Origin of the sequence: Flavobacterium inviolabile (assembly GCF_013389455.1) — a bacterium.
Classification (GTDB): Bacteria; Bacteroidota; Bacteroidia; order Flavobacteriales; family Flavobacteriaceae; genus Flavobacterium; species Flavobacterium inviolabile.
This window is the reverse complement of record NZ_CP058278.1, coordinates 2,103,395-2,126,824: the sequence shown is the minus strand read 5'-3', so window position 1 is coordinate 2,126,824 and position 23,430 is coordinate 2,103,395. Positions and strand designations below refer to the sequence as shown.

Genomic DNA, 23,430 nt, shown 5'->3' with positions numbered 1-23,430 from the left:
TTACCATGAAAAATATAGTATTCTCCTTATTATTCCTGATGCTTTCAGCAGCTGTTGCGGCACAGGATGGTTCCGGAAAACCACAGGTTCCGGAAATTACGCTTCCATCACCGGAAGCCTATGCGCTGACCAAATACGGCGACATTCCGATCAATGAATTTACCGGGATGGTTAGTGCCAATATTCCTTTATACACCTTAAAATCCGGAAAAATAAGTGTACCGGTCAGCCTGAATTATTCAGGGGCTGGTGTTAAAGTGAACCAGACAGCAACCTGGACCGGGATTAACTGGACCTTAAGTGCCGGCGGGGTGATTACCCGTACCATTAACGATGCCCCGGATGAAAAAGAAACCATACAGGGGCGTTTATCGGCTGCAATGATACAATCCATGAATATCGTATATGGAAGTGCCGATACCGAAACCTTAAACAAAATGTGTTTTGAGTTTCGTAAAGAATGGGATTTTAAACCGGATATGTTTAATTTTTCCTTTCCCGGTTATTCCGGATCGTTCTATCTGGATGAAAACTTTATACCGCGTGTTTCCAAACTGGACAGCAATATCAAAGTAGAAATCGTTGGGCCGGAAGCCGATTTAAAAACCCGTTTCCGTAACCATGCCGCTTTTTGCATTACAACTGCCGATGGGGTGAAATACTATTTTGGCGGCGATGGTGCTACCGAAAATTCTTTTACCGGAACCCATAAAGAAAATCCGAATGCCCCAACAGGCTTCTATCTTACCCAGATTGTCCATCCGGACAATGGTGTGGTTTATTTTGACTATACCACGAGCGTAACAGGAAAAACGGTGACGTTGTCCCGTACCGAAACCGTGAGTAAGATCACCTACGAAGAAGATGCCCTGGGCTGTACCGCACCGGCAGTAAATACTTCGCTGGTAGCCGGGATTACGCAAAATACGGTTTTTAACGGAAAAACCCTTTCGAAAATACGGGCCGGAAACAACTATACCGAAGTCGTTTTTAATGTTGCAAACGGCTCAACCGGACACTATGCCAACATCCTGAACAGTATAGAGGTAAAAGAAGGAACTACCCTGTTACATAAAGTAAACCTGACGTACCTTTTCCCGAAAGCGCCTACTACTTCCCATCGTTTTTTCCTGACCAAAGTAGAATTTAACAAGGACAAGAACTACGGTACCGGAAGAAAATACGAACAGTACACACTGGAATACAATGACCCGACAGCACTTCCGGATCGTTTGAGCTATGCTCAGGATTTAGCCGGTTATTACAACGGGGTAAATTCCAACACGATGGTACTGCCTAAAAACAATGATGATAACTGGAAGTATTATTCTTCGGCTTTAGCCGACAGGAATTCTTCTTTTGGCTATGCCCAGAAAGGATCGCTGAAAAAAATCACCTACCCTACCGGCGGTTATACGGAGTTTGAATATGAGCCCCGATATGCCAAGGAATACGAAAAGCAAATCATTTCGATGAATATCTGGCGGAATGATCCGGGACGTACGCCCAAATCCAAAACAACGGCTTCGAACAGTATCTTAGGAAATTCAATTGTTAATCCCGACGGTTCCTTCGGATTTTCCGGCGCTTTTATAGACGAACAGATCAAAGTGGACATTACGCTGACGGCCAATGCCCAGATGGGACATACCGACCGTACCTATATAAAACTGACCGACAATACCACCAATACTTCCGAAACGAAATTTGTTGTCATGCCCGACGGCAGCCAGGAAATAGGAACCGGTAATTTTAGTTACAGTACCTCATTAACATTCCCGATCCTTAAAGGCCATGTGTACAAGCTGGAACTGTATAACACCTATGTGTCGCTGGTAAAGTTTGATGCCTCGGCAGCTTTTAGCTATACTTCCAATTTCAAACAGATCGAAGATGGCGGCATACGTGTAAAACGTGCTGTTGATTATACGGCAGCTGCGCAAAATGCATTTGTAAAACGTTTTTATTATATGCCGGCAAAGGACCTGTCTAAAGATATTTTTGAGCTGATTCCGTTTAAAACCAATTACCTGGATGCGGTTACCAATCACGTTGTCCTGAAATGTTGCAGCGGTACCGGAGCAATATTATTTCCTAAAGAAGTAAACTTCAGCACTTTTGCATCCAGCATGCCCAATCTGGATGTATTTGACCAGAAATATGAATATGTAACCATCAGTTACGGAGGCGATAATTTTGAACTGGGCGGAAAAGAAAAACACTTCCACAACCAGGACATGAGCAGCCAGCAGGATATCAATCCTTTCTATAACAGTCCTTTCCAGCAGGAAAGAAGTACTTATAAAGGAAACCTGGAATCGGTATACAACGGAACGCTGTTAGGAGAAGCGGAGCTGATAAAGCGCAAAGACGTTTTGTATAAAACCAATGAACAGTCGTTTACCTATCGTTATGACAATGTGTATACTTATGGTGGTACGACCGGCGGACTGGCTTTTGCCGTTTGTGAGAACCGCCTGAAAACCGTTCAGAACCTGGATATCGGTATTTACAACCTGTATTCCCGAAAAGCGGAATTGATTAAAAAAGAAAGTAAAAACTTTATTGAACCAATTCCGATTACTACCGGAGGCGTTAACGAAGCCAATTATAAAACTGTGGCTTCCACACAGGAATACCAGTACAGTTTGCTGCCGGGATTACCACTGGCCGTAAAAACAGCTACCAGTGACGATACGGTGTTTACAGAAGTACGCAATGTTTATGCCGACCAGCCGAACCTGTTAACCGGATTAACGGCAGCACAGATCAGTGCCTGCAATAAATTGGTAGCACTGAATAAAGTGAGTACGCCGGTACAGGTAAAAACCTTCCGCTATGCCGACAACAATGCCCTTCCTGTTTTAATGGGAACCCAACGCACGCTGTTTAAAAGCTGGAACAACAACCCGAACCTGATCCTGCCGGAGATTATCCAGGCATCAAAAGGAAGCGAAGCGCTGGTGGATCGTGTGGTTATCGAAGAATATGATACGCATGCCAACATGACCCTTGCGGCTATGGTAAACGGACCGAAAACCAAATATACCTACAATCAGCTGGATCAGGTTATGATCAAGATTGAAAACTATATTGCTCCGTCATCCGGCGGCGGCGGTACGTTTCCGGAACCGGATCCGGCGGCTCCCTGCACGCTGCATCAAACCTATCCGGAATCGGTGATTTCCTGGTACCAGTATGACCCGGTTACGCATCTGGTCACACAGTCCATCAATAATAACTGCCGTAAAACGACTTACGAATATGATGCCCTGCTACGCCTGAAACGCATCAAGGATCACGACGGCAATGTTATAGAAGAGTATGATACCAATTATGTAACCAATTAATACGATAACACCATGAAAAAACTGGCAATACTATTGCTTTGTGCACCGTTATGGGTTATTGCACAAACCACCACACAGAATTACACGAAAAAAACCGTTTACCGGGAAGCCAATGGCGGCCGTCCGGCAAGTACGGTAACCTATTATGACGGACTGGGTCGCCCGGTACAGCAGGTAGCGAACAAGCAATCGGCTACCGGCAAGGATATCATCACCCATATCGAATATGACATGGGGCGCCAGCTAAAGGATTACCTTCCGTATGCAGCTACCACTGTTGACATGAGCTACCAGAACAATGCCCAGCAGGCTACACTCAACTATTCCCAGTATACCGGACAATATCCGTTTAGCGAAAAACTGCTGGAAGCCGCACCATCGGCACGGCCTTTACGACAGGGTGCTCCGGGAGCCGACTGGCAGCTTGCCCCAAATGAAGGGGTCGATCACAGCGTTAAAATGGAATACCAGACCAATACCGGCAGTGAGGTAAAATACTATGCCGCAGCGACCACCTGGGATGCCGCACAGGGGTTATATGTCCCGCAGCTGCAGAACAAAGGTTATTATAAAGCGAGTCAGCTGTATAAAAACATCAGCAAAAATGAAAACTGGACCTCCGGTAAAGACAATACCGTGGAAGTGTTTAATGACAAACAGGGAAAACTGATCCTGAAAAGGCTTTATAATGACGAGGTGGCGCACGATACCTACTATGTCTATGACGAATACGGCAACCTGACCTATGTGATCCCGCCATTGGCAGCCAATCCGGAAACCCAGCTGAACGATTTGTGCTACCAGTACAAATATGATTCCCGCAACCGGATGGCCGAAAAGAAACTACCCGGCAAACAATGGGAGTTTATGGTTTATGACAAACTGGACCGTGTGGTCGCTTCCGGCCCGGTGCTGACACCGTTTGGCGGTACGCAGACCGGATGGATCGTATCCAAATATGACGGACTGGGACGTGTGGTCTATACCGGATGGCTGGCCACTTCCGATACACGAAGTGCTTTACAATCCCAGCGCAATGCAGCCAATACCAATTTTTCGGAAAAAAGAGCTACCGCTACTACGGTGGACGGCATAAGCATCGGCTATACCAATGTGGCTTTCCCGACCAGCGGCATGAAACTGCTTTCGGTATTGTATTATGACGATTATGCCTATCCGAATGCGCCAACTGTACCATCGCAGGTGGAAGGACAAAACATCACCACAGCCGTAAAGGGACTGGCTACCGGAGGCTGGACGCGTGTGCAGACGAATGCTTCCGAAACCTTCAGCGAACAGGGCTATACGTTCTATGACCTGAAATCCAGACCGGTTCGTACCTATACCACCAATTACTTAGGCGGGTATACGCAAACCGATACCAAACTGGATTTTATGGGGAAAACGCTGTATACCAAAACCTATCACAAGCGCAACGGCAGTGCCACATTGCTAACGCTTACCGATAGCTTTACCTATACCGAGCAGGACCGTTTGCTACTGCACAAACACCAGATCAATGGTGGTGCCGAACAACTGTTAGCTAAAAATACGTATGACGAATTGGGTAAACTGATCTCCAAAAACGTGGGTGGTTCCGATCCCTCCGGCGCTATAGGGGTACAAAAGGTTGATTACCGCTACAACATCCGCGGCTGGCTGACAGACATTAACAATGAAGCGGCTTTAGGAAGTCCGGAGCTGTTTTTGGGCAACGGGGATTTGTTCGGGTTTAAGATCAACTACAACCAGGTAACCGAAAGCCAGAACGGAAGGGTAACAACGGCTTCCCAGAGTATGGGAGGTTTGGTAAAACCGTTGTATAACGGGAATATAGCCGAAACGTTCTGGAAGACGAAAAACGATCAGATACTGCGTAAATACGGCTATCAGTATGATAAACTAAACCGGCTGAACAAAGGGTTTTACCAGAAGCCGGAAACCATGAGCCCGGTATCCGGATCCTATAATGAAACGATCAGCTATGACAAGAATGGCAATATTACATCCTTACAGCGCAAAGGAAATCTGGATAATCCTACCTTTAGTATCGATATAGACGATTTAAGTTATTTCTATAACGGCAACAAACTGATGCGGGTAAACGATGCGACCAACAATCCGGAAGGTTTTACCGATAACGGTTACGGAAATACTTATGACGATTATGCTTATGATGCAAACGGCAATATGATCAAGGATGAGAACAAAAAGATCACGAATATTGTGTACAATCATCTGAACCTGCCGGTGGAAATAACATTTTCCGGCGGGAATAAAATTAATTATCTTTACAACGCAGCGGGTGTAAAAGTACAGAAGAAAGTTACCGAGGGGGCAGCAGTTAAAACAACCGATTATTTAGGTGGTTTTCAGTATGAAAACAGTATTTTAAAATTTTTCCCGCATGCAGAGGGTTATGTGAATGCCGTTTACGGATTTGGGGATTATTTTTTTAATTATGTATTTAACTATACCGATCATCTGGGGAATACACGCCTGTCCTATACGGAGAATAGTTTTACCGGAGAGGCCACCATTATGGAAGAGAATCATTATTATCCGTTTGGTTTAAAGCATAAGGCCTATAATACACAAGGCTATACTTTTGTATTGCCTATGGACGGAACTCCGGGTTATAATGTACCGCAATTGATGCAGGAAGATGAAATGAATCCTAATCCGTATAAATACAAATATAACGGAAAGGAATTGCAGGAGGAATTGGGATTGAATCTGTATGATTATGGAGCGCGTAATTATGATGCGGCTATAGGCAGATGGATGAATATTGATCCATTAGCAGAGAAATCCAGACGTTTTTCGCCTTATGTATATGCTTTAAACAATCCGATGTTCTTTATTGATCCGGATGGGATGCAGGCGATTAGTACTTCTAATATTTATGATGACCGTATACAGATGACGACGGCGGTGGAAAATGATGACTGGGTTAATTGGAAAGCAAGTGACGGAACTCAGCATATTACATACGATCCTGAAATAAAAACAGTTGATCAAGCAGCAAAAAAAGGATACACTAATATTCAGGAGGTTTTTGATAGTAGAACAGGAAACGATGCCGATTATAGTAATAGTTATGAATTTACAAAAGATGGTAAATATAGTGTAAATGGAGGCGATTTTGTTAAGGCTTCAGATAAGAGCTTTACAACCGAAGGTGGAGCTATTATTAATGCAAATTCAAGTGCCGCCTCACAGATTGCACCAATTTTATCTAATTCTGGGGATATCGCAACAGTTGCAGGGACTGTAATGATTTTTACAGGTGTAGGTGCCCCAGTTGGAGCTGCATTGATTAGTTATGGAAGCATTGCTTCAGCAGCTGGAACAGGATTAGAATTAATAGATAATTATAATACAAACACATTAACTAATGAAAAAATGTTAACTAAAGGAATTATGTTAATTGCACCTGAAATAGGGAATGAGGCATTTAAGATTTTAGGTGAGCCTGCAGCTGGACAGTTATTAAATTTAGGAACAATGGGAGCAGATAAAGTTATGGATGCAATGAGAGAAACTAAATCGGGTTTACATAGAGCTAATTAAATATGGGAGATTTTACTACTTTAAGTATTTTGATTATTATTTTGATTGGATACTTATTGATATATAAAGAGAAATTTAAAAACTGGAATACAAGAGATTCAATTAGTAAATCTTTTGCTATTAAATTTCTTTTAATCGCCTTTTTGGGTATAATTTTGATGATTTTAAAAATTATTAATTCTCATTAGTGAGTATATTATATTAATTATATGAAATATTTAATTATAACTGGTTTGTTTATTTTTTCGTTTTTGAATGATGCACAAGAAGAAAAAATGAATGGAAGTTACAAAATGGAATTTGGGCAGAAGTTTCAATCAGAAAACGGTATTATAATATTTAATGATAGCATATATGAAAGAAAACTTCTAAATGGAAAGAAGATAAACGGGAAAATTGAATATAAAAAATTTCACCTCCTTTTAAAGGATAATAATTCTGATTTACAAATGAGTTTTTCCAGAAAGGAAATGTTAAAGGATACTATTTATTTTGCAACTAAAGTACTTTCTAATCATAAGGTAGAAAACAGTAATAATATTATTATTAATAATGGAAGCTTGATAAAAATTAAAAAACTCCATAATAAGAAATAATGTTTGATTTCTGTTTTTTTAACAATTTGAAATCAACCACATATTAAATCTTAAAAAGATTAGGATGGATTAATCTCCATCCTTTTCAATATAAATACGTTTGAAAAAGGTGAAAGATAAAGTTGAAAAAACAGATAAAAATGATAAAAGCTAAAAAATATATACTTGGTATTTTTTTTAGTTTATTGCTACTATTTTCCTGCCAGGATAACCAGACAAGGAAAACAATGAAGTATTATTACCCGGATAATAGCGGTCATGTAATAGCTGAATATCTGCTTGATAATGGAGACACTATTATTGATGGAAAATATTCATTTTATGATAATCAAAACAGATTAAGAAAGACCGGAACTTACGTTAATAATGAGATTTACGGCACCACCAAATTTTATTTTGAAAATGGTAATGTGGAGTCGATTCACTTTGTTAAAAATGATAAAGATATAGGCGAAATAACCTGGAATTACCCGGATGGCAAAATTAGAAAATACGCTTTCTATGATGATTTTGGTAATCCTACTTTCATCACAAAATATGATAAAGATGGAGAGTTGAATAACTGGCAAGGACTTTTTTTAATTGAAATATATCAATATAAAATCAGGGAACAAAAAAAACCAAAAAGGTATAAAATTGGTGATACAGTTAAATACCAGTTTATGTTTCCGAATATACCCAATACCGAAAGAGAGTTCCATTTTGAGCTGTTAGATTATGACAATTCAAAAATAAAACGGGATATTACCAAAATAGAACCGGTAACCCTTGATGTTGAAGAGCAGGCGGTCAAAAAAGGAAAGAATACAATTCGTGCCTATATTCAATATAAGTTTAAAGATAAAAGAGAAACTGTTTTATCCGATACCCTCTCTTTTGATTATCATGTAGAATAACATTTTTTTGAATTAGGGTTAACTAACTTTCCTGATCAATGATAAAAATAAAATGAAAAAAATAATTTTGTTAGGAATTACATTCTTCTTTGTCTCTTGTAAAAATGAGACCCAAGAAATTATACAATATGATAAACAAGGAAGAGTAGCTTCAAAAAATTATGTTAGTAATAATACTTCCTTAGATTCTGTAATTAATTTTACAAATGGCATAATAGATTCCAAAATGTTTTTTAGCAAGGACAATGAATCGTCCTGTTATGTTAAATATTATGATAAGCTAGGGATAGCATCAGAAGGAAATACTATTAATAAGGTAAAGGATGGGAGATGGAAATATTATGATTCTAAAAATAGATTACGAAAAATAGTAGAGTATAAGAATATATGTAATGAAGAATATGCTAATCAGGAGTTTAATTATGATGAAAAAGGAAAATTATTAGCAAATAAAAGTTCATACTATACCTATAAATTTAAAACTTCGAAATTAGAATCCAATAAAGTAAATGAACTAACGGTTAATTATGTTCCTTTTATAAAAAAAGGAACTACTTCCTTATTAGTTTTTTCGCCTGAATTTGATTCAAGTTTTTGCAATATCAATGCCGTTAAAAAAGATAGTGTAAGTACAACTACTCATTTGACGTTTAAAATTGATGTCAGTTTTGGAGATAAAGGCAAGAATAATTTCAGAGGTTATATTTTAGAATACTATTATAAAGAAACTTCTGATAAAAATGTTTTAAAAACAAGAGAAAGAAAGACTTTTATCAATATTCCGGTTGTTGTTGAATAATTATTAAATAAACAGTATTAAAAAGAAAGTTATAGTACTAAAAACGGATGGATATTCTCCATTCGTTTTAATAGAAATCCAATTGATTGGTAAAGTAGTAAAACGGATAAAAAATGATAAAAGCTAAAAAATATATACCTGGTAATTTTTTTATTTTATTGCTACTATTTTCCTGCCAGGATAACCAGACAAGGAAAACAATGAAACATTCTTACCCGGATAATAGCGGTTATGTAATAGCTGAGTATCTGCTTGATAATGGAGACAGTACTGGTGGAACTTTATATAAAAATGGTACGGGTACTTACTCTGTTAAAGAAGGGAATAGAGCCGCAGTTATAATACAAACATATCCATACAATTTATTATGAAAAAAATCTTATTTAGTTCTATTTTTATTTTAGGTTTAGTTTTTTGTAAGTCTAACAACACATCTCTAAACAACCTTAATGGTGAATGGGTAATTCATAAATCAAATCAAAACATCTATGAAATCAGTAAACTTGATTCTATTGAAAATGTATATTTAGTTTATGCTAAAAAAAATGACTCTATTTTCAAGATCATGTCTTCTAAAGATCATATATCAAATTGTACCCCTATAAAAAAAGGAGATTTATTAGAATTAAAATTGAAATCTACTTTTCGTGAAAATTTTAACCAAAGGAGGGATATTGCCGGGGTCAATTTTAATGGTACAATTATAAGATTTGAAAAAGCAGAAGGCATCGTCCGAGATTTATTTGTTACTGACAATATAAAGGGGCTATGTTACATAAAATCATAGAATATATTTAATATGGATTGATTTACAATTACTATATTAATTTTTAAAAAAAGGATGGATTACTGTCCATCCTTTCTAATAAAATAAAAATGAAAAAAATAATTTTGTTAGGAATTACATTCTTCTTTGTCTCTTGTAAAAATGAGACCCAAGAAATTATTCAGTACGATAAACAGGGAAAAATAGTCTCAAAAGCTTATATGAATAATGATGAAGAATCATTAGATTCAATATTGTATTTCAATGATGGTATGATGAACTCCAAAATGGTTTTTAGTAAGGAAAATAAGTTGTCTTTTTATACTAAATTTTATAATGAGCATGGATTAGAATCGGAAGGAAATACCATTTATAAAATTAAAGATGGAAAATGGAAGTATTATGATTCTAAAAATAGATTGCGAAAAATAGTTGAATATAAAAATATATGTAATGAAGAATATGCTAATCAGGAGTTTAATTATGATGAAAAAGGAAAATTATTAGCAAATAAAAGTACATACTATACCTATGAATTTAAAACTTCGAAATTAGAATCCAATAAAGAAAATGAACTAACTATTAATTATGTTCCATTTTTAAAGAAAGGTAGTAACTCATTTTTAGTAATTTCTCGTGAATTTGATTCAACCTTTTGCAACATCAGAACGGTTAAAAAGGATAGCGCAAGCTTTTTTGCGAATCAAACTTTTAAAGTTGGAGTTACTTTTGAAAAAAAGGGAAAGAATAACTTTAGAGGTTATATTTTAGAGTACTCTTACGAAAGTACTTCTGATAAAAATGTTTTAAAAACAAGAGAAAGAAAGACTTTTATCAATATTCCGGTTGTTATTGAATAAACAGTATTAAGAAGAAAGTTATAATACTAAAAACGGATGGATATTGTCCATTCGTTTTAATACACAAATACTATTTATAGAATGTAGACTCTCTGACGAGATCTTCAGGTATTTTAAAGTTTCCCCCCACCCACATGCTGACGGTTCTGTAAAAGGTGATCGGTAATATTTATTTTAATAATGCTTATCGTTACTACAGTTATGTCCTGTAAATATGAGTTTATTAAAAGATATCAAACAGAAAATGGAAATGCTGTTTGTAAAATCCGGAAACCAAAAAAAGATACAAAATGAGAATTTTAACGATAATATTAATTTTATTTTTAGTTGGTTGCAATTCAATCAAAAATATTGAACTGCAAAATAGTCCGGCAGGAACCTATATTTTAAGAAGTGATAAGTTATATCAGGCATTATCGGATAATAATTATTCACAACTCGAATTAAATCCTGATGGCACATTCAAATTGTTTAAAGCAGAAATAACATTTAGCCCCGTAGTAGAACAATGTGAAATAGCATCCAAAGGCAAATGGACTGTTTTGTCCAATGATCTTCTTGAATTAAACAGTGAAGACAAGTATCTGAAACAAAAGGGCTTTGAGTATGATTTAAAGAAAGAAAACAAATTTTCACAGGATAGTCTATATATTCAGGTAAACTTTCCCTCTGATTATCATCCTGTCAGGCTCAACTTTCATTTTAACAACAATAACAGTAAGTCTGTCAAAACTAACAAAACATTTATGGCTATACCTAAGTCAATGCATTTATGGGATAGAAAAATCACTGCTAATCTGATCCGTTTTAGTATGGATGCCGATGTTTCAGGAACTGCACTTTACAGAGGAAGAATATTGTTTTCAATTTTTGAAGAGTATATAGATACTGAAAAATATAACTGTTTGACGATTACATTACCATATTTTGACAGATGCTTTTTGGAATTTGAACCATATCAAGAATTAATTTATATTAAAGACAAGAATAAACTACAATGGAAAGGTCAAGTTTGGGAAAGAGAAATTAAATGATCTCCTAATGTTATATTCTGTATTTTACCTAAATAGCTATTAAGATGAAAAAAATAATATGTCTTTTTGTTTGTTGTCAATTTTTCTCATGTGAAAAAATAGACTGTGAAAAATTATCACATATAAAAAAAGATTATGAGTGTCTTTTAATCGTTAAAAATCTTGTTGATAGTACTTCTGTATATAATTTTGAAGTTGAAGGAAAAAGTTTAAAAACCAATAAAGATACGCTGTATAAGCAAGAAAACAGATGGTTTTGTACTTACTATAAATATCTTGATAAAGGAGACACAATTATAAAGAAAAAGGAAGAATTAGTATTTTATATTCATAAAAAAGATACAATACTATCTTTTAATTGGGAATGTGACGGTAAAATTTATAAATAAATTTATGAGAAAGCTATTCGTTATAACGATTTTATTGGTATCAGTGTTAACATCATGCAATTTTAGTGCTAATGTTAAAAATGATAATGAATTACAAGACAAGCAAGATGCTGAATCCGTTGCCGGATTATTGTATCTCTATACTTCCAGAAAAGAATATAAATCAGTTCTCAATCTTATGAGTACTGATTTTTATAAAGTTGCCTCAAAAGATCAATTTTTAGAATTCTTAAACGCCAAAGAGAAAAAATTAGGTGAATACAAAGATTTAACGCTTTTGGATTGGAAAACGACAAGTCTTAAAGGTACGGATTCCAAAACAGAATATTTGCTAACTTATAAGGTTGTTTATTCCAATTATACTGCTGAGGAAAAAATTTCTATGATAAAAGAAAACAACAAAGTAAAAATTTTAGGATATAATGTTAATTCAGAAGGCTTTATAAAATAATTGAATTTGTAAAATTTGTTCATAATTATACCGTATGATAAACAAGGAAAAGGAATTTTAAACTTTAAATAAAAAAACATGGAATTATCGTTAACACTTTTTAAGCATTTAAAAATGCTGATAATTTTGATTTTTACTTCGGTAGTCTTTTTGGGTTTAGCGCTTTACTTTTATGATGATTTTTCCAATAAAACTTTAGTTTACTTGCTTATCCTTTTTTTTGTGCTTTTTATGTTACCTGTATTGTATTTACATTACAATTATTATGAAAACAGTAAAGGCGTTACTTATGAAATAGAGAAATCAGGATTGACAATAAAGAAAAACAATATCAAAAGAGAGATTAAGATTGATAGTATAAATGAAATTGTGTTTTTTATGACTGCAAATAGACTCCAAAAAAGTGGCTATAGTCAATTTGCATTTGAGAATTACCATTATGCAAAAATCATATTGAAAGACGATGAGCAAATCATAATAACTTGTTTGTTTTCTGATAAGATTGAAGCGATCCTTGAATCGAATTTTAAAACCATTAAAATCACAAAGATTAAAACGTTTTACCCAGTAATTTAACATCAGAAACAATAATAACGACACTATGTTTATAACATAACGCCGGCCATATTAACAGTAAAACTATGAGAACAGTTGTAAAACTTTTATTGAAAGTTTTTATGAAATACCCCTTAATGAAAAAGAATTGAAACAGAAAATAGAAGAATTAGTTACAAAAGGATTTTAAAAAAAATTAAAAATAGAAAATAGAATTTTTGATATTTATATAGCAGATCGAAATGTTAATAATCGTTGTTCATCTGATATTTATACCGAACAAGATAGATTGTAACAATAAAAGTTAATCATACGTTTTAATATGAAAAAAAGTGTAATTCTTTCTTTATTTTTCTTTGTAATTGCCATATTGCTTTACTTTTTACAGGTATTTTGTTATCAAGATTATTATAGGAAATATTTCACTATCATTAATTCTTTAATATTTTACCCTGCGTTATTACTATCGGTCTTTTTTTCATTAAAGAGTATCGTTTTTTTAATACAAGGAAGAACAAAAAATAGATTTATTTTTTTGACACTCAGTTTTCCAGGTCTTATTTTTTTTCTTTTTTTCATTTGTCAAATGATAAAAGTGATGTTGTAATTGGATGACTCTGAATGAGTTTTACTGCAGGTCAATAAAATTAGATCCAAATGCTAATGAAGCACTCAGAGGTTTTGATTCGAAAGAAGACCAAAGAGCAATTAAAAATGGATACTATTTTAATAAATGAAAAAAAGATCAATAAAATTTTCTTATTATGCGTTTATAGGCTTTACTATTTTAGTTTTAATTAATATAATTTCAATTTTAATGCCTGAAAATCAAAGTAAATTACTCAGAGGTGTATCAGGCTTTATCAATTGGATTCTGTTTATTCCTATTTTCTTATTAACATCATATTTTTCATTGTATGTTTTTATAGATTATATAAAGAATGGGTTTAAATTTCAAATAAGATATCTATTCCTAACAATCCCTTTTTTAATATATTTAATATATTACGCAGGTAGATTTATATATATTATTTTCATAATATAAGTTTCGTTGACTATTGAAGGACTTTGTTCAAAAGTTATCAGATTGTACGAATATGTAATTTGTGTGAATAAACAACCAATCACAGCCCGTTTCAATTGTATTTAGTAATAATAAAGGATGGATTAAGGCTTATATGAAGTACGTAATTACGACCCTGTGATTGGCAGATAGATGAATATTGATCCATTAGCAGAGAAATCCAGACGTTTTTCGCCTTATGTATATGCTTTCCTATTATTTTATCAATTCAGATAATATACAGGAATAACAGATTTTATTTATCATAACCATATTGATATGAAAAAAATTATTAGCGCTACATTAATTACCCTGATTTCAATATCATGTGCCAATGCTTACATGATAAAAGGAGAGAGAAAAGAGGATGCAATCAAAAACATTATCATCGATTTTACCAAAACAAAGAATAACAAGATAGAATCTATATATGAAATTACTGAATTAAAATCTTCAGATAAATTATACGCTTTTGTTTTTAATGAAAGAAAATGGTATACTCCAAAACAATCTGATACTATAAATGGTAAAACAAAATCATTCCCAACTAGTTATGTAGAGTATAAAAAAAGACTTTATTTATGGCACGATAACGATTCCATTATATCAAAAGGATTAATTGATGTATTAACAAAATACAAATTGATGGATTCAACTTTGATAAAAAAAGAAAGAGGATTGTTTGTTTCTGAAGACGAAATTCCAATCATAAAAACGGACGAAAGAGCCAGGTACTATTATTATTTTGTATGCAAAAAGAATATCTCTGAGTATGTAAAAGTTAAAAGTAATAAACCATGAAAGAAATAATTTAGTAGCACTATATAAGCCATAACTATGACTAATAAAATTATTGTATTTACATTCTTGATAATATGTGTTTGCATATTATTATATATGATTAAGAAACGTATTGTTTGGGAAGATAAAAAGTCCGTTTATAGCAATACCTTTTCTTTAAGGGCATTTCTTATGTTGATTTTTATGATTATAATTTTAGTAGTATTACTTTTTAAATAAAATATTTAGACAACAATATTATGCGGTTTAGTATTGGAGCACAATTTTCAAGAGAATTTAATTTTGAAGAAACATTATTAATAACGAATACTTTAAATAATAATTTTAGTAATTTCTTTACGCAAAAGAAGTATAGTTTAGATGTAAATAAAATTTACATCAATATCATTTGTGTATCAAAGGAATTTGAACCTTTTTTTAAAGTAAGACCTCTAAAAATTTTGAAAAAAGAAGCAGCAGTTGAGTATTAAATTAAACTTGAATTTGCGCTTTTTTTCCAACTCAACATTCAAGAAAAATACTACGTATTATTTGATGAGCTATTAAACCAATCAAAAGAAATTCTTAATGATAAAAAAATGAAAAATTTTAATGTTACAGCGTTTTTAACTGATCTGGAAAAATGTCTGTCATTAATTTGATAAACTTCAGTGTAAAGTTAATTGATGTTAAGCAATAACCTACAAGCTTTTCCCTTCATTCCAATAGTAACTATCGGGATATAATCTTTGCCCGAAAATTGCCGTACCAACCCTCACGATGGTAGCCCCTTCTTCAATGGCGGTTTCCAGATCGTTACTCATTCCCATAGATAATTCCGTCATTGCTACATCAGGAATAGCCAAAGCGCTAATTTGCTGCTGAATGTTTTTAAGCAGTCGGAAGCAAGTACGTACTTTTTCGGTTTCGGCACTGAACAAGCCAATAGTCATCAAGCCTTTAATTTTCAGGGTTTCAAATTGGGCTACCTGCCGGATCAATCCGATCGCATCTGCCGGATGAACACCAAACTTACTCTCCTCGTTTGATGTATTGACCTGTATCAGTACTTCGATACTGCTGTTTTCAAGCTGTAGTCTGTGATGCAGTTTTTCGGCTAAATCCAGACGATCAAGCGACTGGATACAGGAAACATTGTATTTCAGGATATCTTTGATTTTATTGGTTTGCAAATGCCCGATAAAATGTGAGGTATGCGGAACGTGTTTTAACACTTCATACTTTTCTTTGAGTTCCTGCACTTTGTTTTCAGCGATCAGCGCTTGTCCGTGCTGTAAAGCAATTTTAATACGATCGGCAGCGACGGTTTTGGTCGCTAATAACAACTTTACCTCCTCAGGATTTCTGCCGGTTCGGATACAGACCTTGGCGATCCGTTCTAAAATTTCATCAATATTCGTTATGATTTGATTTTCCATTTTTTAAGATTTTATCATGGAGGCCGGAAATGGATTCGAACCACTGTAAAAGGTATTGCGTACCCTTGCCTGACCGCTCAGCCATCCGACCTGTTAAAACGGTAAGCTGTTTGGACTTACCGTACAGCCTGTTATTTCCACCAATGGTAGTAGTTGTGCAAGCCGTCATACTCGAATCCGCAACGCGGATAAAGCTGATTACCGATAGCATTTGTTTTTTCGGTTTCCAGCATCAGTCCGCATGCACCTGTTTCTTCACACCATTGCTTACTGCGGTCTATTAATGCCACCGATATGCCCTTTCCTCTATAGTCCGGATGGACAAACAAATCACTTAACAACCACTGTTTTTGCAGTTTGGTATAATGAAACAATTTGTATAACTGCACAAAGCCCACTGCCCTGCCATCGGCAATTGCTAAGAAAATATCCGATTCGCTGTTTAAGAATCGTTCTTTCAGGAATGCTTTCCCTTTTTCGACATCTGATTCCTGGCGGTAAAAAATACGGTAAAGATTGAATAATCCGGCTGACGCTTCCAGGTCTTCCAGACTGGCTTTTTTGATGTTGTAATGCATTGCTTGTAACTATTTTTAAAATGATAGTGCAAACGTATAACGCTATTGGACTATATTTGCAATCCAGTTTTAATATAACAGGTAGTCCAGAATGTTTCCATTTGAACATATAATCATCCTTGACAAAAAAAGTAAAGTCTCAGTTTACAAGCAGGTTGCTTTTGCGATAATTGATGCCATCAGAAACGGTGTTTTAAAACCCGGAACACATTTGCCAAGTAGCCGTGAACTGGCAGCACTGCTGCATGTACACCGCAAAACAGTCATCGCGGCCTATGATGAACTGGAAGCCCAGGAATGGATCACGGTCTATCCGAGAAGGTATGTAACGGTAGCCGAAAATCTTCCGTTGCTCCAGCCTAAAAAGTGGAATGAAAATAAAACCGGATTTTCCTATGACAATGAACTGAATGTTCCCTATCGGATAATTGATCCGCATGTCCCTTCGGAAAATGGTATTCCTGAAGTCATCATAGACGACGGGCATCCTGATGTCCGCCTTTCCCCTATTTCTGATTTATTGAAAACATACCGCCTGCTTACTTCCCGGACCTATGCCATCAAAAATGCGCATATCGGCACGGCACAAGGCACGCTAAAACTCCGGGAAGAACTGGTTCATTACCTGTCCGTTACCAGAGGTTTGAATATTTCGGCCGATAATATCCTGATTACGCACGGGGCGCAAATGAGCATTTATCTTGCGGCACAATTGCTTCTAAACAGCCAGTCAGCGATTATCGTCGGCAAACCGAATTATGGTGTAGCCAACAAAACCTTTGCCGAAACCGGTGCAACACTCATTGAGGTACCTGTGGACAAAGAGGGCATCGATACCGATAAGATTGAACAGCTCTGTAAAAAGGAAAAAATTAGTGCGGTATATGTAATTCCGCACCATCATTACCCGACAACGGTAACATTGAGTGTGGAACGGCGGATGAAACTGCTGGAGCTTTCCGCAAGGTTTTCATTTGTGATCATCGAAGACGATTACGATTACGACTACCATTATGCTTCGTCTCCTTACCTGCCGTTGGCAAGTGCACATCATCAGGGGAATGTGATTTATATCGGTTCATTTTCCAAGATCCTGGATCCTTCATTGCGAATCGGATTTATGGTCGCTCCGAAAAATTTTGTAGCACAATGTACTGCCCTCCGGAAGATCATAGATGTGGGCGGTGACGGCTATATGCAAAATGCCCTGGCCATGCTGATTAAGGAAGGTGAACTCAAACGGCATCTGAATAAAGCTAAAAAAATGTACCACCAACGCAGGGATTTTTTAGATGAATTACTGCGAAACAGATTATCCGGGCATGTTACCTACTCACTGCCATCGGGAGGTATGGCGGTCTGGATTATGCTTCAAAAAGATTTCTCTGTAGATGATCTTCAACAGAGCGGGAAATTAAAAATAATCCGAACCGACAGCGAATTAAATGCCTTTCGTTTTGGCTTTGCCTCAATGGACGAACGGGAACTGGAAGCAGCAGTTAACCTGTTGGCCAGTCGGTTGGGAAAACGTGATTTATGATTTTTTAATAAAATCCTGAAAACAAATATTTTCAGGATTTCGTTTAAAAAGTAACCGCCAAGGCACCCCCCATTTGTTTACCATCATAATAAGGTGTAAACATCGCAGTCGTATTTTTTGAACCGGTTTTGAATATATGTTCGTTTAAAAAAGGGTTTACCCAATATGCAAGTTTGGTGCTTAAAATGCCTATGCCAGCACCTGCTGTAACATCTGTTAGCCAATGCTTGTTATTGTAAATCCGGAATGCTCCTGTTATTGATGCTACGCCATAGCCCGCTACGCCATACCAACAGGATTTGTCTTTGTATTCCTGAAATAAAAATTCTGCTCCTGCAAAAGCTATTGCTGTATGACCAGACGGGAATGCATACCGGGTATCGTCCGGTCTGTCTATGTTTGTACAGCGTTTTAATGCGGTTACAGAAGTAAAAATTATTAGCATTGATGTACCAAGGATTACACTTCTGTTCTGCAAGTTGTTTTTCCCTTTTATGTTCAGATTATTAAGCACATAAACAGACAATGCCGGAGTATATTGAGAAAAATCATCGACCGTTATTCTCTTATCGATGTCCTTCATAACTCTGCTTCTGATGTTTCGATTTAATTTTTGTAAACCATCATTCTGTAAACCAATGGCTCCATAGCCAATTAAAACAGCAGGAATTAATAATTGTTTGTAATTAAACGCTAAATTTTCAGGGGTCTTTTTACTTAGAGTGTCTGTTTCATTTAATGTTTGAGCTGTAGATGAGAAAGCTATTAAAGCCATTATTATACTCACGATTACCTTATTCATTTGGAAAATTTAAAATGTTACTGTTGCGCCTACTAAAGTGGTGTGATTAATCCGGTTTATCTGATAATCGATTTTATAAGGTTTTTTAACCATTGCTGTCACATTATCTTTTGCTATTTTAGTAATGCGTCTGTTTGCAATTTGTTTACCAATAACATAACCCATAAAAATACCAATGGGATAATCTGAAGTCCAATGTACTTTTCCACTCACCATATTAAAAGCCAGCACACCCATTAGGGAATAACCAACAGGTTTGATCCATTTTATTTCCGGATAGTTTGTTGAAATGATCGTTAACGTTGACATAAAAGTGGCAATATGCCCGGATGGCATAGCATCATAATTAGGAGTATTGCTTTGAAATGCCGTAAAACTTGGAAATGGATTCCAGTCACCCCCACTGTTATTATCGGCAATAGCGGCACTTGGACTCTGTCTTCCTGTAATTCTTTTTAATGTTTGTGTGGCAACGCCCACAGATAGTAATCCCTCTACCAGTTCACTGGAGGTATTCAATGCTCTTAAATCGTTGTTTTTTAGTTTACCGATACTTAGAAAAATTGCACTTAGAATAAGTGTGGTTCCACCATTTCCCGTATAATAAACTGCCGAACTAATGTTTTTGGGAACAATGGTGAAAATCCCGGCTACAGTACCGTATTTACTATCTTTATCCCAACCTCCCATCCGGGATCCGAGTTCTCCTGCTCCGTCCAGTATTTTTTGATCAAAAGGCAATATTGCTGCTGTACTTCCCAGTACTAAAGCATCCCATTTCAGATTTTCTTTTTGTATTGTAAATACTCCGAAATCATAGATATTATGAGGAATGTATTTAACCATATCAAAGAATTTTGGTTTGGAATACTCATAAATATAATGGTCGTCTATATTCGTAAATCGTTGGATTGACTTGTCTGCTGCTGAATTGGCTTCTGTCTCGAAGCCAGTCCGTAAATCAGGTTTTATATTTGATAAATTATTGTTTTTTAAAGAGTCTGTTTCTGGTGGCACTTGTGCCATTAACATAGAGGAAATAAAAACAGTGATTAAGCTTAGTATTGTTCTGCTCATTTTTTCGAAACTGTATCGTTTTGATTTTAAGGTTTATAAATCGTTTTGGTTTGTCATTATAGTTAATAGTGTGGCTACCATTATTATAGCTGTATTTAAGGTGTTATCACCTATTCATACCAGTTTGTCATTAAAAAGCTATGGCATAATCAGAAGGGGAATAGAAGTAGAAAGGATATAATCCAAATGGGGGCTTTGTATATCGTTTATAAATGAATTAATGTGTTTACAACTTTGGATAATTTATACGACCTCATAGCTTCTATAATTACCGAAGATTTTGAAGTTTTTAAACATTGTGCGATAGCAGCAGATGCAAATAAGCTAAAAATTATAAATACTCCCGGAAGCACCTATATTGTTAATCTGGTAATAATAAAGTTAATTTAAGGTGAAATTTGAAGCAAAAATAGTAATTAATTTTTCCTACAATTTTTATTAATGTTAATAAATCGCAATTATTTAAATTTTAACAGTACTTCGTTATAGAAAAGCGGCAGACAACTGTTATATATTAACAAACAGTCTTTTATATATAACAAGTGGTGATAATTTGTTGGATTGATTGAGTTTTTTTTACTGAGGCTATTCAATATGATACTTCCTGAATAATTCTATTTTATTAAAAGGCACAGCTAAACAATTGGTAATATGTGAACAAAAGTCGCGTTCAAAAATCTAATTTTATTTTTATAGCTAAAAGCCTGGGTTGCTTTTTATTTCGGCTATTTCCCGATTTTGTAGATTACAGCATCTTTTTCGTATTCAAGACCGCTTTTTCAAGAACTTTTATCGAAACGGCATTTTCTTTTATTGTCCATCCGATTATAGGTTTCAATTTTAGTTTTTCAAATACCTTTTTTAAACTCCACAAAACCGCTGTTGGCAGCTGGCTTATACTTTGTTATATTTCCTGTTTAACTGTTTCTTTTCTATAAAGAAGTAAAGTCAACCCTAAAGAAAAAAGCATGCAGCTTAGTACCATACAAACTCCGTTTTTCAGTATAAAAAATGAAAAACCTACTGCAGGTGCACCCAGTATAACCAGTAAGGCTTTTAGAGTATGGGTTTTAATAAAGTTTGATGCATGAACTGCCAATCCTATAAAGAGCAGGGATGGTCCGATAATAATAAAAGGATACAGAATTGATGGCGTATTGCTAATGTGTTCGCTTAATTTCATCCTGGCATTATCGTCATTTTCAAAACTCCACATTATAAAGTCAATGGTGCAAAGACCTATATGTGCAATAACGCCTAATGCCGTTAGAAAAGAAGCTAAAGTGTTCCATTTGTTTTTGGGAAACACTTTATTAAACGACAGTAGTAATACCGCTCCAATCAGGTTAAACCAATGTGCAAAATCTATGGGTTTCTGAAAATATGCTAGTTTAGAACCTTGAGAAAACATGATATAACTAACAACAAAAAACAATAACCCGATCAAACAAATACTTTTTGGTTTCATAATTTTTCTATAAGGACATTTTTTTGTTACATTAATTTGCCGTTGCCTTTTTTACAAGCTTGCTGTTAATATTGTTTTTTACGAAACTTTACCTATCTATTTCGTAAAAAACTTTAGTAAAACCGATTCGCTAATATAATTCATTTGGACACTGATATACTTTTGTGTGTCAGGTATAATTTTTCAGGTTAAGTATATTATATTTCATTTTTTTAGAATTATACATTCGAGTATATAATTATCTGAGTTTATTATAAGCTAGAGTCAGCGAACAGATTAATTTCTGTTAAAGTTAGCATTTTTTGTAAAGAAAAAGGGGCAAGTTGTCGAAGCAACCAACTTATTTTGACTAACTACTCTTGTATATTCGTTTTTATCATTCTATTTTCTTTTTTTCATATTTTTTTAGTGGTGAATCTGTTTTGTACAGTACTTTTCCAGACGGTACAACCTTGCTTGAACCGTCAAGATGGGTTTCTTGATCATCAAAAAAAATGTGTGCACCAAAGGCTTTTAGAACTTTGTCTTTTGACAATCCTCCCATAAAATACGCTTCGTCGACATAAACTCCCCAATGACGCAATGTTTTAATTACTCGCATGTGACTTGGCGCATTTCTAGCAGTCACTATTGCAATTCTTAATGGTGTTAATTCAATTGTTGTGGGTAAAAACTCTTGGATTTTCGACAACTTTCTTAACAATTCAGCAAAAGGTCCGTCATTTAATGGAACATCTTCATTTTCAGATTCGTGTTGATGAAAAGCTTCAATTCCTTTTTCCTTATATATTTGTTCCGATTCTTCAGAAAAAACAACAGCATCAGCATCAAAAGCAAACTTAACTCTATCTATTTCGGGAAGATAGTCCATTGGTGGGTCATAAATTAATGCGGTAGCACAATTTGAAGTATCACTTATCTTCTGTACTTCAATTTCATCTTTTGATAAAAATAAATCTACATCAAATGCATCAATAAATGGAGATAGAGGATCTCCTCCTGAAAATGCCCATCTTGTAATTGGAAGATTATAATGTTTGATCGATTTTAAAACTCGAACCCCCGTTTCCGGGCTATTTCTAGACATTACAACAACTTCAACAATTTGTTTGGATGCAATTTCATTTAACTTTAATAAGCTTTTGATTAGTGGAAAAGCCGTACCTTCTGCTAATATTTCGTTTTCATGTTCTAATTGATATTTCCTAAATCCTTCAATATTCTCTGTTTTGAAAATTTCGTTTTCTCTTTCTAAATTAAATAGAGCTCTAGAAGAAACTCCAACTACTAAAATTTGTGAAAAGTCTAATGCCATGTTTAATTCAAATGTTTAATTGGTTTATTCAGTTCTTCTAAAATGACGCATGACGGTTCGGGTATTGCCGAATTCGAGGAGTTTTAACACAAAACTTTG

General features: G+C 35.0%; 21 protein-coding genes and 1 tRNA gene. 15 read left to right on the top strand and 7 right to left on the bottom strand.

Annotated elements, in window-relative coordinates; translation table 11 throughout:
* The first annotated feature begins 5 nt into the window (after positions 1–5).
* The 14 genes from HW120_RS09505 (at position 6) to HW120_RS09440 (ending at position 15,603) form a co-directional block, all read left to right on the top strand.
* On the top strand, positions 6–3,350 hold the full coding sequence (locus tag HW120_RS09505) for a hypothetical protein (protein ID WP_177733531.1): 3,345 nt from the start codon (positions 6–8) through the stop codon (positions 3,348–3,350).
* 12 nt (positions 3,351–3,362) lie between these two features.
* Complete coding sequence (locus HW120_RS09500; RefSeq protein WP_177733529.1) at positions 3,363–6,923, top strand: DUF6443 domain-containing protein; 3,561 nt, start codon at positions 3,363–3,365, stop codon at positions 6,921–6,923.
* 209 nt (positions 6,924–7,132) lie between these two features.
* Positions 7,133–7,519 (top strand): hypothetical protein, encoded by a 387-nt coding sequence (locus tag HW120_RS09495; protein WP_177733527.1) that lies wholly within the window; start codon positions 7,133–7,135, stop codon positions 7,517–7,519.
* Between the two features lie 140 nt (positions 7,520–7,659).
* Positions 7,660–8,415: a toxin-antitoxin system YwqK family antitoxin gene (locus tag HW120_RS09490; RefSeq protein ID WP_177733525.1), complete on the top strand. Its 756-nt coding sequence runs from the start codon at positions 7,660–7,662 to the stop codon at positions 8,413–8,415.
* A 52-nt stretch (positions 8,416–8,467) separates the two neighbouring features.
* A complete protein-coding gene (locus HW120_RS09485) occupies positions 8,468–9,214 on the top strand; it encodes a toxin-antitoxin system YwqK family antitoxin (protein ID WP_177733523.1) in 747 nt (248 codons plus the stop codon).
* 113 nt (positions 9,215–9,327) lie between these two features.
* Positions 9,328–9,585, top strand: coding sequence for a hypothetical protein (locus HW120_RS09480; protein ID WP_177733521.1), 258 nt, complete (start codon positions 9,328–9,330; stop codon positions 9,583–9,585).
* Positions 9,582–10,001: a hypothetical protein gene (locus HW120_RS09475; RefSeq protein WP_177733519.1), complete on the top strand. Its 420-nt coding sequence runs from the start codon at positions 9,582–9,584 to the stop codon at positions 9,999–10,001. The genes HW120_RS09480 and HW120_RS09475 overlap by 4 nt, the downstream gene beginning before the upstream one ends.
* A gap of 89 nt (positions 10,002–10,090) precedes the next feature.
* Positions 10,091–10,840 carry a toxin-antitoxin system YwqK family antitoxin gene (locus HW120_RS09470; RefSeq protein WP_177733517.1) on the top strand — a complete coding sequence of 250 codons (750 nt, stop codon included), beginning with the start codon at positions 10,091–10,093 and terminating at the stop codon, positions 10,838–10,840.
* 290 nt (positions 10,841–11,130) lie between these two features.
* A complete protein-coding gene (locus HW120_RS09465) occupies positions 11,131–11,874 on the top strand; it encodes a hypothetical protein (RefSeq protein ID WP_177733515.1) in 744 nt (247 codons plus the stop codon).
* Positions 11,875–11,918: 44 nt separating this feature from the next.
* A complete protein-coding gene (locus HW120_RS09460; protein ID WP_177733513.1) occupies positions 11,919–12,263 on the top strand; it encodes a hypothetical protein in 345 nt (114 codons plus the stop codon).
* Positions 12,264–12,267: 4 nt separating this feature from the next.
* A complete protein-coding gene (locus HW120_RS09455) occupies positions 12,268–12,714 on the top strand; it encodes a hypothetical protein (protein WP_177733511.1) in 447 nt (148 codons plus the stop codon).
* 78 nt (positions 12,715–12,792) lie between these two features.
* Entirely contained in the window at positions 12,793–13,290 is a 498-nt protein-coding gene (locus HW120_RS09450) for a hypothetical protein (protein ID WP_177733509.1), read from the top strand.
* Between the two features lie 1,321 nt (positions 13,291–14,611).
* On the top strand, positions 14,612–15,133 hold the full coding sequence (locus tag HW120_RS09445; protein ID WP_177733507.1) for a hypothetical protein: 522 nt from the start codon (positions 14,612–14,614) through the stop codon (positions 15,131–15,133).
* A 239-nt stretch (positions 15,134–15,372) separates the two neighbouring features.
* A complete protein-coding gene (locus HW120_RS09440) occupies positions 15,373–15,603 on the top strand; it encodes a hypothetical protein (protein ID WP_177733505.1) in 231 nt (76 codons plus the stop codon).
* A 210-nt stretch (positions 15,604–15,813) separates the two neighbouring features.
* Here HW120_RS09440 and HW120_RS09435 read toward each other — a convergent pair whose 3' ends face one another.
* The 3 genes from HW120_RS09435 to HW120_RS09425 form a co-directional block, all read right to left on the bottom strand.
* Entirely contained in the window at positions 15,814–16,551 is a 738-nt protein-coding gene (locus HW120_RS09435) for a YggS family pyridoxal phosphate-dependent enzyme (protein WP_177733504.1), read from the bottom strand.
* Positions 16,552–16,568: 17 nt separating this feature from the next.
* Positions 16,569–16,642: transfer RNA gene (locus HW120_RS09430), tRNA-Cys, on the bottom strand.
* 40 nt (positions 16,643–16,682) lie between these two features.
* A complete protein-coding gene (locus HW120_RS09425; RefSeq protein WP_177733502.1) occupies positions 16,683–17,129 on the bottom strand; it encodes a GNAT family N-acetyltransferase in 447 nt (148 codons plus the stop codon).
* Positions 17,130–17,220: 91 nt separating this feature from the next.
* Here HW120_RS09425 and pdxR point away from each other — a divergent pair, with 91 nt between their 5' ends.
* A complete protein-coding gene (gene pdxR / locus HW120_RS09420) occupies positions 17,221–18,669 on the top strand; it encodes a MocR-like pyridoxine biosynthesis transcription factor PdxR (protein WP_177733500.1) in 1,449 nt (482 codons plus the stop codon).
* A 43-nt stretch (positions 18,670–18,712) separates the two neighbouring features.
* Here pdxR and HW120_RS09415 read toward each other — a convergent pair whose 3' ends face one another.
* The 4 genes from HW120_RS09415 to HW120_RS09400 all read right to left on the bottom strand — a co-directional run bounded on the left by HW120_RS09415 (position 18,713) and on the right by HW120_RS09400 (position 23,331).
* The gene (locus HW120_RS09415) at positions 18,713–19,471 is read right to left on the bottom strand and encodes a phosphatase PAP2 family protein (RefSeq protein ID WP_246296971.1); all 759 of its coding nucleotides are present in this window, start codon (positions 19,469–19,471) and stop codon (positions 18,713–18,715) included.
* Between the two features lie 9 nt (positions 19,472–19,480).
* A complete protein-coding gene (locus HW120_RS09410) occupies positions 19,481–20,548 on the bottom strand; it encodes a phosphatase PAP2 family protein (protein WP_177733499.1) in 1,068 nt (355 codons plus the stop codon).
* 904 nt (positions 20,549–21,452) lie between these two features.
* Positions 21,453–22,016: a hypothetical protein gene (locus HW120_RS09405; protein ID WP_177733497.1), complete on the bottom strand. Its 564-nt coding sequence runs from the start codon at positions 22,014–22,016 to the stop codon at positions 21,453–21,455.
* Between the two features lie 376 nt (positions 22,017–22,392).
* Positions 22,393–23,331 carry a 5'-nucleotidase gene (locus HW120_RS09400; RefSeq protein ID WP_177733494.1) on the bottom strand — a complete coding sequence of 313 codons (939 nt, stop codon included), beginning with the start codon at positions 23,329–23,331 and terminating at the stop codon, positions 22,393–22,395.
* Positions 23,332–23,430 lie beyond the last annotated feature (99 nt).